The sequence below is a fragment of the Blautia sp. MSK17_66 genome (assembly GCF_020538025.1).
Classification (GTDB): Bacteria; Bacillota; Clostridia; order Lachnospirales; family Lachnospiraceae; genus Blautia_A.
The window spans coordinates 21,157-35,945 of record NZ_JAJBNQ010000021.1; the positions used below are offsets into that span (position 1 = coordinate 21,157).

Sequence of the window (14,789 nt, forward strand, 5' to 3'; positions counted from 1 at the left end):
AAAAGAGGAGCTGTAAGAAACAGCTCTTGCTTTTGAAATGAAAGGAAAGCGTTTTCCTCTATGATTATGCACGTCTTACAGAAAATATACAAATATTAGTAATTATAACGAGATAAGAAAAAATTTTTTTACAAATAGATGTAAACGTTTTCCTAAGAATCCGTAATCCTTTCTGCACTATTTCAACCGAATCAAGTAGGCCTCAGCTTCAATGGCGGAAAGCAATAAGCAGCGAAGCAGATTGTGAATATCTGTCTGAAATCAGAGATTTATAAAAATAATAACATATATTTTCATTCATGAAGGAGGAAACAACATGAAAACAAAACAGTGGAAAAAAGCAGCAGCACTTATGTCAGCAGGAGCAATGACAGCATCTGTTTTTGCAGCACCATTAGCTGTAAAAGCCGATGACAAAGTAACTATTTCATTCTCATTTGATCAGGGTGTTGGTGAGGCAACCCAGAAGATGGTAGATGCCTACAACGAAAGTCAGGACAAAGTAGAGGTACAGACTGTTATTCTTCCGCAGGATGCAAACACAGTTCATGATGACTTTGTAAACAAACTTGCTTCCGGAGATACAAGCGTAGATGTTATGGGTCTTGATGTAACCTATATCAGTGAATTTGGTTCTGCAGGATGGCTGGCAGATCTTACAGATCTGGTAGATCCTTCCCTGACAGAAGGAATGCTTACCGGACCGGTTGAAGGTGCAACGATTGATGGAAAACTCGTGGCAATGCCATGGTTTACAAATTCCAGTGTTCTTTTCTATCGTACTGATGTCCTTGAGGAATTGGGAGCAGAAGTTCCGGATACCTGGGAAGGCTGGATGGAACTGGCAGATAAGGCTAAAGGTGTGAATGGCGTAGAATATGGAGCTGATTTCCAGGCAGCACAGTCCGAATCTCTTGTATGTAACTGGGTGGAATACGTATGGGGCAATGGTGGAGATATTCTGGACGAGAACGGAACTCCTGTTGTGAATTCTAAAAACAATGTCGAAGCTACAGAGATTATGAAAAAACTTGTAGATAATTACTCACCAAGTGGAATTACTACATATACAGAGACAGAAAGTGAACAGGTATTTAAAGAAGGTAAATGTCTCTTTATCCGTGACTGGTCAGGATTCTGGTCAAGCGGACAGGATGAGGGGTCAAAAGTAACAGGTAAGATTGGGGCAACAACTCTTCCGGTAGGACCAAGCGGTGAAGAGTCTCATACCTGCCTTGGAGGACTGGATCTCGTGATCAATAACAACGTTGACGATGCACATAAAGAAGCTGCTGCTGATTTTATTTCTTACATGGCAAGTGCAGATACACAGAAAGAAATGACTCTGATTTCTTCTCAGCCGCCAGTTGTAAAATCCGTATATGAGGATGCTGACATTCTGGAAGCAATCCCATTCTACTCTGATTTTGCAGATATTATTGCAACAGGAAAATCTAGACCACAGACACCGAAATATGCAAAAGTTTCCGATGCGATTCAGAGAAATGTTCATCAGGCACTCACGGGCGAGATGGAAGTCAAAGATGCACTTGATACACTTCAGGGAGAATTGGAAGAGCTTGCAAAATAATGGAACTATGAGAACACTGTCCGGATCTGAAAACGGATTCGGACAGTAATTACAACAGTCAGAAACCGACAGAAGATCGGAAAGACTGTATGCAGAAGGGAGAGAAATGAGCACAATGAAAAAGGGACGTGGTTCATTGGAAAAAACAGAATCCAGAGATGCCTGGATCATGATGACACCGGCGCTTATTGTTCTGGCAATCGTGGCGGTTTATCCGATACTTCGTACATTCTGGCTGAGTCTCCATGAGATGGTCCTGACTGACCCGACAAGTGGATATCCATTTATCGGATTGGGAAATTATATAAAAATTTTTCAGGATTCCAGAGCATTGACGGCACTTGTGTTTACACTGAAATTTACTGTTGTGACAGTATTCTTTGAGACAATACTTGGATTTGTTTCTGCGATGATTATGAATCAGGGATTTAAAGCAAAAGGTTTTGTGCGTGCTGCAATTCTGATTCCCTGGGCGATTCCGACATCTGTTTCTGCAATGATGTGGAAATTTATCTATAATGATCAGTATGGGCTTTTTAATGATGTGTTATGCCGTCTTGGAGTAATTGACGGATATAAGGCATGGCTCAGCACCTCAAGTGGTTCTTTTATGGCACTGGTTATTACAGATATCTGGAAAACAGCACCATATATGGCGCTTCTGATTCTTGCAGGACTACAGATGGTGCCGGATGATCTCTATGAGGCGGCCAAGATTGATGGCGCAAATGTATTCCAGCGCTTTATCTATGTAACATTACCAAATGTTAAGACGACTGTTCTTGTAGCAATGCTGTTCCGTACACTGGATGCTTTTCGTGTCTTTGACCTGATTTCGGTTATGACAGGCGGTGCAAATGGAACAGAGAGCGTATCTGTGTATGCATATAATAACCTGATGAAATTCCTTGATTTTGGATATGGTTCTTCCCTGGCAGTGTTGATTTTTGCGGTGGTATTTCTGATCAGCATGATATATATGAAATTCATGGGAAACCGTCTGACAGAGATGTAGGAGGTGGACATTTTGCAGAAATCAAAGAGTATAGCAGGAAAAATCTTATTTGCAGTTTTTGTGGTGGTTTTTGTCGGAATCATTGTACTTCCTTTCTTCTGGCAGTTTATGACTTCAATTAAACCATTGTCAGAGATCTCCGCGATCCCGGCGAAATGGATTCCGAGTAAAGTTCACTGGGATTTTTATAAAAACGTATTTACGAAACACCCGTTTGGAAGATATTTGCTGAACAGTTTTATTGTGGCACTGTCCACAACTGTACTCAGCATTCTGATTGGTGCTTCTGCAGCATATGCACTTGCAAGGCTTCGTTTTAAGGGAAAGAAGATCATGCTTATGGCAATTTTAAGTATTTCCATGTTTCCGACAATCGCAACCTTGAGCCCGATCTATCTTCTTCTGAAAAACCTGAAACTTCTTAATACATATGCAGGTCTGATCATTCCATACATCACTTTTGCCCTGCCGCTGTCAATCTGGCTTCTGACGAACTTTTTTGCACAGCTTCCAAAGGGATTTGAGGAGGCGGCAGCAATCGATGGATGTTCCAGAGGAAAGATTTTCTTCACGATCATGCTTCCGCTGATCAAGCCGGCAACCTTTTCCGTGGCACTGATCGTCTTTATCAATGCATGGAATGAGTATCTGTATGCACTGACTTTTATGACAAACGACAACATGAGGACAGTACCGGTTGGTATTGCACTTTTTCCAAGTAATTATGAGCTTCCGTGGGGTGACATTGCAGCTGCAACTGTTGTAGTAACAGTTCCGCTCATTATTCTGGTACTTATTTTCCAGAAAAAGATTATCGCAGGTCTGACCACAGGTGGTGTAAAAGAATAATAAACATCAGGAGTGAGCATTATGAAAAAAATCAAATTATCAGAAAATCTGGAATTATCACAGGTAGTTATGGGATGTATGAGGATCGCAGATTCCCATCTTACTGAAAATGAGCTTTTGAATCTTGTAGAAAAATGCCTGGATATGGGTGTGACGTCTATCGATCATGCACCGGTATATGGCGGTTATACCTGTGAAAAAATCTTTGGCGATGCAATTCTTCGGAAACGTCCGGAACTGCGAGACAAGATGCAGATTATTACAAAAGCCGGCATTGTGTGTCCGGGACATTATGGAAATAAGACCATCTATTATAACAGCACAAAAGAAGAGATTCTGAAAGAAATGGAGGAATCTCTGGAAAAACTGGGAACAGATCATGTGGATCTTCTTTTGATACACAGACCGGATCCGCTGGCTGATCCGTCAGAGACAGCAGATGCACTGGAGACTGTTGTAAAGCAGGGAAAAGCTTTAAACGTAGGTGTTTCAAATTTCATGCCGTCACAGCTGACCATGCTTCAGAGTTATATGGATATTCCACTTGTGACAAATCAGATGGAGCTTTCTGTGAAAAACACGGAAAATTTCTTTAATGGAGTGGTAGATGATGCATTTACCAGAAGAATTCCGCTGATGGCATGGTCTCCGCTTGGAGGTGGTGATGTGTTTAAGAGTACAGATGAGAAGTTTGTACGTCTGCGCACAGTACTTACCAAGATCGCAGAAGAGCATAAGACGACGATGGATGCAGTGATCTATGCATGGCTGTTTGTTCATCCGGTCAGAATTGCGGCAATCACAGGAACTATGAATGCAGATAGAATTCAGACAGCTGTTGATGCGACGGAACTGGAACTTTCTTATGATGAATGGTATCAGATTCTGGAAGCATCCAGAGGATATGCCGTACCGTGATGAAAAACAGCTGACATCAATGAGTTTGGGAGGACAGAAACGTGAGTAAAATTCGTTTTGGACTGATCGGTTCCGGCTGGAGAGCTGAATTTTATATTCGTATTGCCAAAGCTCTGCCGGAAATGTTTGATCTGGCAGCAGTAATGATAAGAGGTAAAGAAAAAGGAGAGGCTTTTTCTGAAAAATTTGGTGTAAAAGTAGTCAATACTCTGGATGAGCTTGTGGAAAAAGAGCCAGAGTTTGTTGTAATGGCGATCAAACGGGGAATCGTCACAGAAAATCTGATTACTTTGTTTAAAAGAGGAATCCCGGTACTGACGGAAACGCCTCCGGGAGAAGATGTGGAAGCACTGCAGCAGCTCTGGGATGCTTATCAGGAGTATCGGCCAAAGGTGCAGGTGGCAGAACAGTATTTCCTGCAGCCGCTCTATGCGTCCTGGTACAAGGCAATTTGTGATGGAAAGCTTGGTGAAGTCGAAAATATCAATATTTCTTCTCTTCATGGATATCACGGTGCAAGTATTATCCGTCAGTTCCTCGGAACAGGATTTGAGAACTGCAGGATTTACGGAAAACGTTACTGGTTTGATGTAACGGAAACATATGGAAGAGAAGGAATGATTTTTGATGGAGAGATTGTTAAATGCTCTAGAGATCGCCTGACGATGGAATTCGACAATGGTAAAGTGGCATATTTTGATTTTTCTGATCCGGCGCAGTATCATTCTTTTATTCGAACCAGACAGCTTACCGTGCAGGGAACACGAGGTGAGATCGATGACCTTACCATTCGCTATCTGAATGAGCAGAATATTCCAGTTACACAGGATCTTCGAAGAATTGATCTTGGTGTGTATGGAAATCAGGAATGGTCACATTATGCAGTTATGCTGGGTGAGGAATTTTTGTTCCGCACACCTTTTATTAACGCAAGGTTCAACGATGACGAGATTGCAGTTGCTTCCTGTATGGTAAAAATGCATGAGTATGTCAACGGAGGTGCAGAATTTTATGGAATGGCAGATGCACTGCAGGATATGTACATTTGTCTTAAGATGGATGAAGCTCTGGAGAATCCAGTGACTGTAGTTGAGACCAGAACTCAGCCATGGGCACAGAAATAAAGCCAAAAAGAGAATCCTGACTTTATAAAGATACTTGTAAATAAAAGCACTGAATGTACCAAAAAAATTTCTTTGAAATGAGTTTTGGTGTATTTGGTGCTTTATTTTGTGGCTTTGTATAATACTGCAGAAAAAATTCCAAAAATAAAATGTGGATTTGTGAGAGATTTATTGAAAAACCTCTTTACAAACCACATAAAACAATATATAATGCACTCGTAAACAAAGAAAAACCACATAAAAATAAAATAAACCAAAAACAAAACCACAAATCATATAAACAGACAGGAGTGTATAATAATGAAAATTCTTGAATCCAAATTCGTAAAAGGCTTTATCAAAATGGCAGATGACGGTTATCAGCAGGGATGGCATGAGAGAAACGGCGGTAACTTAAGTTATCGTCTGAAACCGGAAGAAGTAGAGATGATCAAGCCGCGACTGAACGCACCGGGAGAATGGGAAGAAATTGGTGTGGAAGTTCCGGGGCTGGCAGGAGAATTTTTCCTTGTGACAGGAAGCGGAAAATATTTCCGAAACATCATCGTAGACCCGGAAGTATGTCTGGCAATCATCGAACTGGATGAAACCGGAACCAGATACAGAATCCGCTGGGGACTTGTTGAGGGCGGCAGACCGACCAGTGAACTTCCGACTCATCTGATGAACCATGAAGTGAAGAAGAAACTTACCAATGGAAGACATCGTGTTATCTATCATGCACATACCACAAACACCATTGCACTGACCTTTGTTCTTCCGCTGGATGACAAGGTATTTACAAGAGAACTCTGGGAATCCGCAACAGAGTGTCCGGTCGTATTTCCGGATGGTGTCGGTGTCATCGGATGGATGGTTCCGGGCGGAAGAGAGATTGCCATTAAGACAGCAGAACTGATGAAGAAATATGATGTTGTCATCTGGGCACATCATGGAATGTTCTGCTCCGGAGAGGACTTTGACCTGACCTTTGGTCTGCTTCATACAGTAGAGAAATCAGCCGAGATCCTTGTCAAGATCCTTTCCATGACACCGCATAAACTTCAGACGATCACACCGGATAATTTCCGTGCACTGGAAAAAGATTTCCATGTGAGTCTGCCGGAAGAATTCCTGTATGACAAGGAAAATCAGAAACAATGATTATCTCTGCGTAGGAACCGTGCCGAACTGTTTCTTATAGGCACGGACAAAGGCAGTATAATCCTGGAATCCGCTCTGCATGGCGGCTTTCATGACAGGGATTCCCTGAGCAATAAGGGATCTGGCATGAAGCAGTCGTTTGCTGATGATATAGTTGTGGATCGTGTAGCCGGTCTCTTTTTTAAACTTCCGCATCATATGATACTTACTGAAGAAAAATCTTTCGGCGAGATGATCGATTGAGAGATTTTCTGATAAATTCCGATTAATATATTTCAGAAGCTGCTCCACCTGAGAGTCCGAAGAGTAGGACTTTTGGTCTGGAGCAGTACTGCTTTTAAGAAAAATCCGGTTGATATAGATCATGAACTGTGCAAAAAGTGCTTTGCTGAGAATGGAATCGCCAAACTGTGTATCGCGCAGGGAATGCTCAATTTCTGGCAGGAGATCTTTAAGTTTTTCCTGGAGAGCAGAGTCCAGGCGAATGAGATTGAAGCTTCGGTCATTGGCTTTCTGAAAGCAGGTGTTGAGTTCCGGGGATGACAGGTCATCTCTGATCCAGAAAATATAGCGCTCATATGGTATAGATGGATCAATCTCGGGTTTGTGGATTGCCCCCTGACTGACAAGAAGAATATCCTGTGGCTTAAGCTGATATGTTTTTCCTTCTATATGATAAGTGACCTTGCCGGAGACAAAGACGATAATTTTGTGAAAGTCGTGATAGTGCCATTCAAACTCCCGGTCCGTGCGGTCGTTGATATGAAAAAGCCGGAAGTCTTCTTTGAGATAGCCGGTTTTGGCAAGGGAATACTGAGAATAATCCATGGGAACCCCTCCTGATTGGTTATAAGATATCATCATCTATTATAATGAAGTGTTCAGAAGAAAAAAAGTAGTGTATAATAAAAACTAGCATATATGGAGGGAAAGAGTTACTGTGAACGGAGTGAACAGTAGAGGGAAAGATGAGAGGATGAAAAGAAAGTTATGGATCAAAATAACGGCGGTACTTATGGCGGTCATCATGCTGATGGCAGGAAGTGTCAATATATCTGCCGCATCCGGAATTACTGTCCGGAAGGGAATCGTATACCAGAATAATAAAGTATATACAGGATGGTTTGTTCAGAAGAACAGCAGATATTATTCTGTAAAAGGAGTAAAGGCAAAAGGCTGGAAAAAAATTTCAAACAAATATTATTATTTTGACAGAAACAGCAGACTTGTCACAAACCGTATTGTAGGATCAAAGTCGAAGGGATACTATTATGTAGATAAAACAGGAGTAAGAGTTACAACAAGGGAGGTTCGTCAGGCAGTTGCTTTTGTTATGAGTTCTTCAAAAGCGACGGATATACCTTCAAAACGTCTGAAAACCTGTTTCCGGGCATTGTTAAAATATCCATATTATAATATGACGGATAAAGCACCACGGGCAAAGCAGCTTGCGTCCTGTGCTAGGTATATGTTCAGCCGTCGAAGGGGTGACTGCTATTATTATGCTTCTGCAATGGCATATATTGCGCGGGTTCTGGGATATGATGCACGCGTGGTCTGTGGGGCGGTTACTGCAAGAGGACCGTATGCTGCCTTATCACCGCATGGATGGTGTGAGGTGAAGTGCGGAAAATACTGGAGAATGCTGGACTGCAGTATGCAAAGGGCACATACCGGAAGAAATCTGTACCTTGTCACAAGAAAGCAGTATCCGTTTCGTCTGAGATGCGATAAAGCTTATACAATGATTTCCAGAAATGGAGCAGTTAAATGGTCATAAACGCATTTTTTGCAATATAAATCGCATTTTAATCTATATACATTGTAAAAAATAGCTTATATACTGGAAGTATCGAATGATTGAAAGTTTCCAGAGGCTGTGATAACAGCGGAAATAATATAAGCAAAACAAAGCGGGAGGGCATGACAATGACAGACTGCATTACAATGATAAAATATCAGGGACTTGGAAATGATTATCTGGTACTGGATCCAAACAAAAACCGTGTACAGCTGCAGGGCAAGAAAGTTGCTCTGATGTGTCAGAGAGGTTTCGGACTTGGAGCAGATGGTGTTTTGTACGGACCGGTGGACATCAACGGAAAGATGGGCGTGCATATTTATAATTCCGATGGCAGCGAGGCCGCAATCAGTGGAAATGGTGTCTGTATTTTTGCAAAATATCTTCTTGACCATGAATATGTCAAAGAGAAAAAGTTCAAAATTGAGACCTTATCTGGTGCTGTAGAAGTAGAGTGTCTGAACAGTCGTGCCACGGAATTTCGTGTAAATATGGGAAAGGCATCTTTCCTGTCCAGAGAGATTCCTGTGACCGGTGAGATGCGTGAAGTGATTAATGAAGAGTTCACATTTAATCATGAAGCTTATAAGGCAAGCTGCCTGACGATTGGAAATCCACATTGCATCATCTTTATGGATCAGGTAAGTGCAAAACAGGCAAAAGAACTTGGACCATATGTGGAAAATGCAGACGAATTTCCGGAGAGGATGAACCTTCAGATCTGCCGCAAGATTGACACAGGAAATCTTGACATTGAAATCTGGGAGCGTGGTTCAGGTTATACCAAAGCATCCGGAACAGGAAGCTGTGCAGCAGCAGTGACAGCGTATAAACTCGGTCTGACTGAGAACAGAGTCAATGTTAACCAGCCGGGTGGAATGATCCAGATCGATATTCACGAGGATGGAACCATCTACATGACCGGAAGTGTGGGATATGTTGCAGATATGAGTGTGGCAGAGAGCTTTTTCTCATAAAAATATTGAAAATTTTTATTATAATGATAAAGAAAAATGAATGTCAAATTGAGAAAGGAGACGGCAAATGCTGTTTCCTTTCTTTTTCAGTTATGATAAGATATATCCGAAAAAATATTAGAGAATGTGAAAGTGAGGCTGGAATTTTTATGGATATTACAATGCTGGGAACAGGAAATGCAATGGTCACAGAGTGTTATAATACATGTTTTGTACTGAGAGATGGGGACAAGCACCTGCTGGTTGACGGCGGCGGTGGAAACACTCTGCTCGCACAGCTGAAACATGCCGGATTTGACTGGATGGATATGCGTGAGATTTTTGTAACACACAAACATGTAGATCATATCATGGGAATCGTCTGGATGATCCGAATGATCTGTCAGCACATGAAACAGGGACAGTATGAAGGAGAGGCAACTATTTACGGACATGAGGAAGTGATCCGCATCCTCAAAGAGATGGCGGAGATGCTCTATCCGAAGAAACAGACCTGCTATATCGGAGACCGCCTGCATCTCGTAGTTGTGGAGGATGGAGAAGAAAGAACCCTTATGGGACATAAGACGACATTTTTTGATATTCAGTCTACCAAGGCAAAACAGTTTGGTTTCTGCATGGATATGGGAAACGGTGAGAAATTCACCTGCTGCGGTGATGAGCCATACAACGAATGTGAGAAAAAATACGCCGAAAACAGCAAATGGCTCCTTCATGAAGCCTTCTGTCTCTTTGACCAGGCAGACAGATTCCAACCATATGAGAAACATCACTCTACAGCTAAAGACGCCAGTGAACTGGCAGAACAGCTCGGCGTACAGAACCTGATTCTTTACCATACAGAGGACAAGAACATCGCCCACCGCAAAGAACTTTACACAGAAGAAGGAAAGAAATACTTCCACGGAAACCTCTTTGTTCCGGATGATCTGGAGAGAATCCAGCTGTAATCAGCATAACGCCTCATCGTACAGATATTGTAAATTTTTATGTGCGGTGGGGTGCTTTTTTTACCTCTTTCCACCCCCGCAAATCTTGCAGTTTTCCCTAATTTATGATATGGTATAAAAGTATGAATATATAGAAAGAAGGTGAAGCTGTGGTTGAATTAGATCAGTTCAAGAGTATTCTTGCAACATACACAGAACCATTAGTGGAAGTGAGGGATTCACTTTGACCTCGCTAACAAAGAGCAGAGGGTTGAAGAATTAGAGCGAGAAATGGAGGCACCGGATTTTTGGGATGATGCCGAGGTTTCACAGCAGAAGATGAAAGAGCTCAAGAGCATGAAGGACGACATGGAGATCTATCACAGTCTGGAAACACAGATGGAAGATATGGAAACCATGATCGAGATGGGCTATGAAGAAAATGATCCGGAGATCATTCCGGAGATTCAGGAGATGCTGGATGAATTCCAGAAGAATTTTGACAGTATCCGTGTTAAGACATTGCTGTCAGGAGAATATGACAGTGAGAATGCGATCATTAAGCTGAATGCCGGAGCAGGCGGAACAGAAGCCTGTGACTGGTGTGGAATGCTTTATCGTATGTACAGTCGCTGGGTAGACCGCAAGGGATTTTCTATGGAAGTGCTGGACTATCTGGATGGTGATGAGGCCGGAGTCAAGTCCGTAACCTTCCAGGTTAATGGAGAGAATGCTTATGGATATCTCAAATCAGAGAAAGGTGTTCATCGTCTTGTGCGTATTTCTCCGTTCAATGCAGCGGGTAAACGTCAGACATCCTTTGTATCCTGCGATGTTATGCCGGATATCAAGAAGGATCTGGATGTAGAGATCAATGATGAGGACATCCGTATTGATACCTACCGAAGCAGTGGCGCCGGTGGACAGCATATCAACAAGACTTCTTCTGCGATCCGTATCACACATTTCCCGACAGGAATTGTGGTACAGTGTCAGAATGAGCGTTCTCAGCATATGAATAAGGACAAGGCCATGCAGATGCTGAAAGCAAAGCTGTTCCTTCTCAAGCAGCAGGAGGCAGAGGCAAAGCTTTCCGGTATCCGTGGAGAAGTTACTGATATCGGCTGGGGAAATCAGATCAGATCCTATGTTATGCAGCCATATACCATGGTTAAGGATCACAGAACAAATGAAGAAACCGGAAATGTAGATGCAGTACTTGACGGAGACATTGATCCGTTCATCAATGCCTACCTGAAATGGATCGCATTATCCAAAAAACCGGTCGAATCATAAAACAAAAAAACCTTGCAGACTTTGTGCAGGTGTGATAACATATCCCTCATAGGAAAACAGTTGTTTTTTTGAAACAGACATCTCCTGAGAGGGATATATGTTTAAAATGGGTAAAGTCAGTAGAGGCAGAAAGGTCATCATGGGGAAAATAACAGAAAAAAAGAAGTATTTTGTAGTCAGGGAGCGGGCGGTTCCGGAGGTTTTGCTGAAAGTAGTACAGGCAAAGAAATTACTGGACTCAGAGAAGGTAAGTACTGTGCAGGAGGCAGCAGAACAGACGGGGATCAGCAGGAGCTCCTTTTATAAATATAAGGATGATATTTTTCCTTTTCATGAAGAAGCCAGAGGGAAGACGATCACCTTCATCATTCAGATGGATGATGAACCGGGAATTTTGTCTGCTGTGCTTCAGACTATTGCACGTTTCCATGGAAACATCCTGACGATCCATCAGAGCATCCCGATCAATGGAGTGGCAACTCTTACCCTCAGTGTAGATATTCTGCCGGGTGAGGGAGATGCTGAGGCTATGGTGGACGAGATCGAACAGAGGGATGGAATCCATTATCTGAAGATTCTTGGAAGAGAATAGTTGCTGTGAATAGTTACAGAGAAGAAAGAACGCAGGAGGAAACGAGACTATGGTAAATATTGCAGTATTAGGATATGGTACAGTTGGAAGCGGTGTGGTAGAGGTTATCAATACAAATCATGCCAGCATTAATAAGAGAGCTGGTGCAGACATTAATATCAAGTATGTACTGGATCTGAGAGACTTTCCGGGAGATCCGGTTGAGAAGGTTCTTGTCCATGACTATGATGTGATCGCAAATGATCCGCAAGTGGATATTGTTGTAGAAGTTATGGGTGGGATCGAACCTGCATATACCTTCGTGAAGCGTGCTCTGGAAGCCGGAAAGAGTGTCTGCACATCCAATAAGGCACTGGTTGCCAAACACGGCCCGGAACTTATGGAGATTGCAAGGGAAAAGAATATAAACTTCCTGTTTGAGGCAAGCTGCGGCGGTGGAATTCCGATCATCCGTGCACTGAACTCTTCTCTGACAGCAGATGAGATTGATGAGATCACAGGTATCCTGAATGGAACCACAAACTACATGATGTACAAGATGAGTACAGAAGGCTGTGAGTTTGATGCCGTTCTTAAAGAAGCACAGGCCAAAGGATATGCGGAAGCAGATCCTACAGCTGATGTGGAGGGATATGATGCGTGCCGTAAGATTGCAATCCTTTCTTCACTGGCATATGGAAGATTCCTGAATTATGAGGATATTTATACAGAGGGAATCACTAGAATCACTCCGGAAGATATGCAGTATGCAGAAGAACTTGATATGACGATCAAGCTTCTCGGAACCAGCCGCAAGATTGGAGATGATTCTTTCTATGCAATGGTTGCACCGTTCCTTGTAGGGAAGACCAGTCCTCTTTACAGCGTAAATGATGTATTTAATGCAGTATTTGTCCATGGCAATGTACTTGGTGATGCAATGTTTTATGGAAGCGGTGCAGGCAAGCTTCCGACTGCAAGTGCAGTAGTAGCCGATGTGGTAGATGAAGCAAAGCACCTCCACAGAAATATTATGACAAACTGGTCCAGCAGACCGCTTGAACTGATTCCAATGGATGAGGTTGAGGGCAGATTCTTTGTGAGAGTCAAAGGAACAACAGTGGATCAGGTAAAGGCAGTTTTTGATGAAGTAGAGATTGTAAATCTCAAGAGCCTCCCGGGTGAATTTGGATTTATCACAACTAAGATGAAACAGGGAGAATATAAAGAAAAAGTTCAGGAATTAAATGGCAGTGTGATCACGATGATCCGTGTGAAAGACTGACCGTTTTGGGAGAGAAGCTATGTTAATAGTAAAAAAATTCGGCGGTACTTCCGTGGCAAATAAAGAGCGTATTTTTAATGTTGCCGGAAGATGTATAGAGGAATACAAAAAAGGCAATGATGTGGTAGTTGTTCTTTCGGCTATGGGTAAATATACGGATGAACTTATCACCATGGCAAAAGACATCAACGAGAAGCCGCCGAAACGTGAAATGGATATGCTTTTTACGATCGGAGAGCAGATGTCTGTGGCCTTGATGGCTATGGCCTTTGATAAACTGGGTATTCCGTCCGTTTCTCTGAATGCATTTCAGGTTGCCATGCATACCACAAGCGTCCATGGCAACGCAAGACTTAAGAGGATTGATACTGAGAGAATCAAAAGAGAACTGGAAAATCACAAGATCGTCGTTGTGACAGGATTCCAGGGAATCAATAAATACGATGATTATACAACACTTGGAAGAGGCGGTTCTGATACTACAGCAGTTGCTCTGGCAGCGGCACTTCATGCAGATGCCTGTGAGATTTATACGGATGTAGACGGAGTGTACACAGCAGATCCGCGCAAGGTTCCGACAGCACGCAAACTCAAGGAGATCACTTACGATGAGATGCTGGATCTGGCAACTCTGGGTGCCGGTGTACTCCATAATCGTTCTGTAGAGATGGCCAAGAAATACGGCGTGCCGCTTGTGGTACGTTCCAGCTTAAATAACAGTGAGGGAACTGTTGTAAAGGAGGAAGTAACAGTGGAAAGAATGCTGATCAGCGGAGTTGCGCTTGATACAGATGCAGTAAGAATTGCCGTGATCGGTCTGAAAGATATTCCGGGAGTGGCATTCAAATTATTTGATGTGCTGGCAAAGAAAAACATCAACGTAGATGTGATCCTTCAGTCCATCGGACGTGCAGGAACTAAGGATATTTCTTTTACCGTAGATGACAAAGATCTGGAAGAGGCAATGGCAGTTCTGGATGAAAATAAGGCAAGACTTGGATATCAGGAACTGCATTCTGAGAGAAATATTGCCAAACTTTCTATTGTCGGAGCAGGCATGATGAGCAATCCGGGTGTTGCAGCGAAGATGTTTGAGAGCCTCTATAACGAGGGCGTCAACATCAACATGATCTCCACTTCAGAGATCCGTGTAACCGTTCTTATCAACGAGAAAGACGGAATAAGAGCGATGAATGCGGTACATGACGCATTTAACCTGGCAGATTAACCGAAACAAAAGGAATTCCATCTCTGTGGCTTCAGGGATGGAATTTTTACTGAGTTTTAACT

Annotated in this window: 15 protein-coding genes; 14 read left to right on the top strand and 1 reads right to left on the bottom strand. The window is 42.6% G+C overall.

Annotation, left to right across the window (positions count from 1 at the left end):
• Window positions 1–316 precede the first annotated feature (316 nt).
• The 7 genes from LIR34_RS11890 to rhaD all read left to right on the top strand — a co-directional run bounded on the left by LIR34_RS11890 (window position 317) and on the right by rhaD (window position 6,640).
• A complete protein-coding gene (locus LIR34_RS11890; RefSeq protein WP_173902908.1) occupies window positions 317–1,591 on the top strand; it encodes an ABC transporter substrate-binding protein in 1,275 nt (424 codons plus the stop codon).
• A gap of 106 nt (window positions 1,592–1,697) precedes the next feature.
• Window positions 1,698–2,606 (top strand): carbohydrate ABC transporter permease, encoded by a 909-nt coding sequence (locus LIR34_RS11895; RefSeq protein ID WP_202017314.1) that lies wholly within the window; start codon window positions 1,698–1,700, stop codon window positions 2,604–2,606.
• A gap of 12 nt (window positions 2,607–2,618) precedes the next feature.
• The gene (locus LIR34_RS11900) at window positions 2,619–3,455 is read left to right on the top strand and encodes a carbohydrate ABC transporter permease (protein ID WP_202017312.1); all 837 of its coding nucleotides are present in this window, start codon (window positions 2,619–2,621) and stop codon (window positions 3,453–3,455) included.
• 21 nt (window positions 3,456–3,476) lie between these two features.
• Complete coding sequence (locus LIR34_RS11905; RefSeq protein WP_173902907.1) at window positions 3,477–4,373, top strand: aldo/keto reductase; 897 nt, start codon at window positions 3,477–3,479, stop codon at window positions 4,371–4,373.
• 41 nt (window positions 4,374–4,414) lie between these two features.
• Entirely contained in the window at window positions 4,415–5,497 is a 1,083-nt protein-coding gene (locus tag LIR34_RS11910) for a Gfo/Idh/MocA family protein (RefSeq protein ID WP_173902906.1), read from the top strand.
• Window positions 5,498–5,646: 149 nt separating this feature from the next.
• Window positions 5,647–5,811 carry a hypothetical protein gene (locus tag LIR34_RS11915; protein WP_207718747.1) on the top strand — a complete coding sequence of 55 codons (165 nt, stop codon included), beginning with the start codon at window positions 5,647–5,649 and terminating at the stop codon, window positions 5,809–5,811.
• Entirely contained in the window at window positions 5,798–6,640 is an 843-nt protein-coding gene (rhaD, locus tag LIR34_RS11920; RefSeq protein WP_173902905.1) for a rhamnulose-1-phosphate aldolase, read from the top strand. Before LIR34_RS11915 ends, rhaD begins: the two co-directional genes overlap by 14 nt.
• On the opposite strand, the gene LIR34_RS11925 is transcribed toward rhaD, so the two are convergent.
• A complete protein-coding gene (locus LIR34_RS11925; protein ID WP_173902904.1) occupies window positions 6,641–7,468 on the bottom strand; it encodes a helix-turn-helix domain-containing protein in 828 nt (275 codons plus the stop codon).
• A 148-nt stretch (window positions 7,469–7,616) separates the two neighbouring features.
• Between LIR34_RS11925 and LIR34_RS11930 the strand changes: the two genes are divergently transcribed.
• The 7 genes from LIR34_RS11930 to LIR34_RS11960 all read left to right on the top strand — a co-directional run bounded on the left by LIR34_RS11930 (window position 7,617) and on the right by LIR34_RS11960 (window position 14,727).
• Window positions 7,617–8,420, top strand: coding sequence for a transglutaminase domain-containing protein (locus tag LIR34_RS11930; RefSeq protein ID WP_173902903.1), 804 nt, complete (start codon window positions 7,617–7,619; stop codon window positions 8,418–8,420).
• 149 nt (window positions 8,421–8,569) lie between these two features.
• Complete coding sequence (gene dapF / locus LIR34_RS11935; protein ID WP_330603712.1) at window positions 8,570–9,418, top strand: diaminopimelate epimerase; 849 nt, start codon at window positions 8,570–8,572, stop codon at window positions 9,416–9,418.
• 149 nt (window positions 9,419–9,567) lie between these two features.
• Window positions 9,568–10,368, top strand: coding sequence for an MBL fold metallo-hydrolase (locus tag LIR34_RS11940; RefSeq protein WP_173902902.1), 801 nt, complete (start codon window positions 9,568–9,570; stop codon window positions 10,366–10,368).
• 149 nt (window positions 10,369–10,517) lie between these two features.
• Window positions 10,518–11,643, top strand: a protein-coding gene (prfB, locus tag LIR34_RS11945; RefSeq protein ID WP_173902901.1) for a peptide chain release factor 2 whose coding sequence is annotated in 2 segments (ribosomal slippage) — window positions 10,518–10,592 and window positions 10,594–11,643 — 1,125 coding nt in all. Because the reading frame shifts where the segments join, the coding sequence is not laid out codon by codon here.
• A 139-nt stretch (window positions 11,644–11,782) separates the two neighbouring features.
• The gene (locus LIR34_RS11950) at window positions 11,783–12,235 is read left to right on the top strand and encodes an ACT domain-containing protein (RefSeq protein ID WP_161285369.1); all 453 of its coding nucleotides are present in this window, start codon (window positions 11,783–11,785) and stop codon (window positions 12,233–12,235) included.
• A gap of 49 nt (window positions 12,236–12,284) precedes the next feature.
• Window positions 12,285–13,499 carry a homoserine dehydrogenase gene (locus tag LIR34_RS11955; RefSeq protein WP_173902900.1) on the top strand — a complete coding sequence of 405 codons (1,215 nt, stop codon included), beginning with the start codon at window positions 12,285–12,287 and terminating at the stop codon, window positions 13,497–13,499.
• Between the two features lie 19 nt (window positions 13,500–13,518).
• Window positions 13,519–14,727, top strand: coding sequence for an aspartate kinase (locus LIR34_RS11960; protein ID WP_173902899.1), 1,209 nt, complete (start codon window positions 13,519–13,521; stop codon window positions 14,725–14,727).
• Window positions 14,728–14,789: the final 62 nt, after the last annotated feature.

Excerpts from the sequence above, each read along its gene's own strand:
- LIR34_RS11890 (WP_173902908.1), top strand. The coding sequence starts at position 317 with ATGAAAACAAAACAGTGGAAAAAAGCAGCAGCACTTATGTCAGCAGGA.
- LIR34_RS11895 (WP_202017314.1), top strand. The coding sequence starts at position 1,698 with ATGAGCACAATGAAAAAGGGACGTGGTTCATTGGAAAAAACAGAATCC.
- LIR34_RS11905 (WP_173902907.1), top strand. The coding sequence starts at position 3,477 with ATGAAAAAAATCAAATTATCAGAAAATCTGGAATTATCACAGGTAGTT.
- LIR34_RS11915 (WP_207718747.1), top strand. The coding sequence starts at position 5,647 with ATGTGGATTTGTGAGAGATTTATTGAAAAACCTCTTTACAAACCACAT.
- rhaD (WP_173902905.1), top strand. The coding sequence starts at position 5,798 with ATGAAAATTCTTGAATCCAAATTCGTAAAAGGCTTTATCAAAATGGCA.
- LIR34_RS11925 (WP_173902904.1), bottom strand. The coding sequence starts at position 7,468 with ATGGATTATTCTCAGTATTCCCTTGCCAAAACCGGCTATCTCAAAGAA.
- LIR34_RS11930 (WP_173902903.1), top strand. The coding sequence starts at position 7,617 with ATGAAAAGAAAGTTATGGATCAAAATAACGGCGGTACTTATGGCGGTC.
- dapF (WP_330603712.1), top strand. The coding sequence starts at position 8,570 with ATGACAGACTGCATTACAATGATAAAATATCAGGGACTTGGAAATGAT.
- LIR34_RS11940 (WP_173902902.1), top strand. The coding sequence starts at position 9,568 with ATGGATATTACAATGCTGGGAACAGGAAATGCAATGGTCACAGAGTGT.
- LIR34_RS11950 (WP_161285369.1), top strand. The coding sequence starts at position 11,783 with ATGGGGAAAATAACAGAAAAAAAGAAGTATTTTGTAGTCAGGGAGCGG.
- LIR34_RS11955 (WP_173902900.1), top strand. The coding sequence starts at position 12,285 with ATGGTAAATATTGCAGTATTAGGATATGGTACAGTTGGAAGCGGTGTG.
- LIR34_RS11960 (WP_173902899.1), top strand. The coding sequence starts at position 13,519 with ATGTTAATAGTAAAAAAATTCGGCGGTACTTCCGTGGCAAATAAAGAG.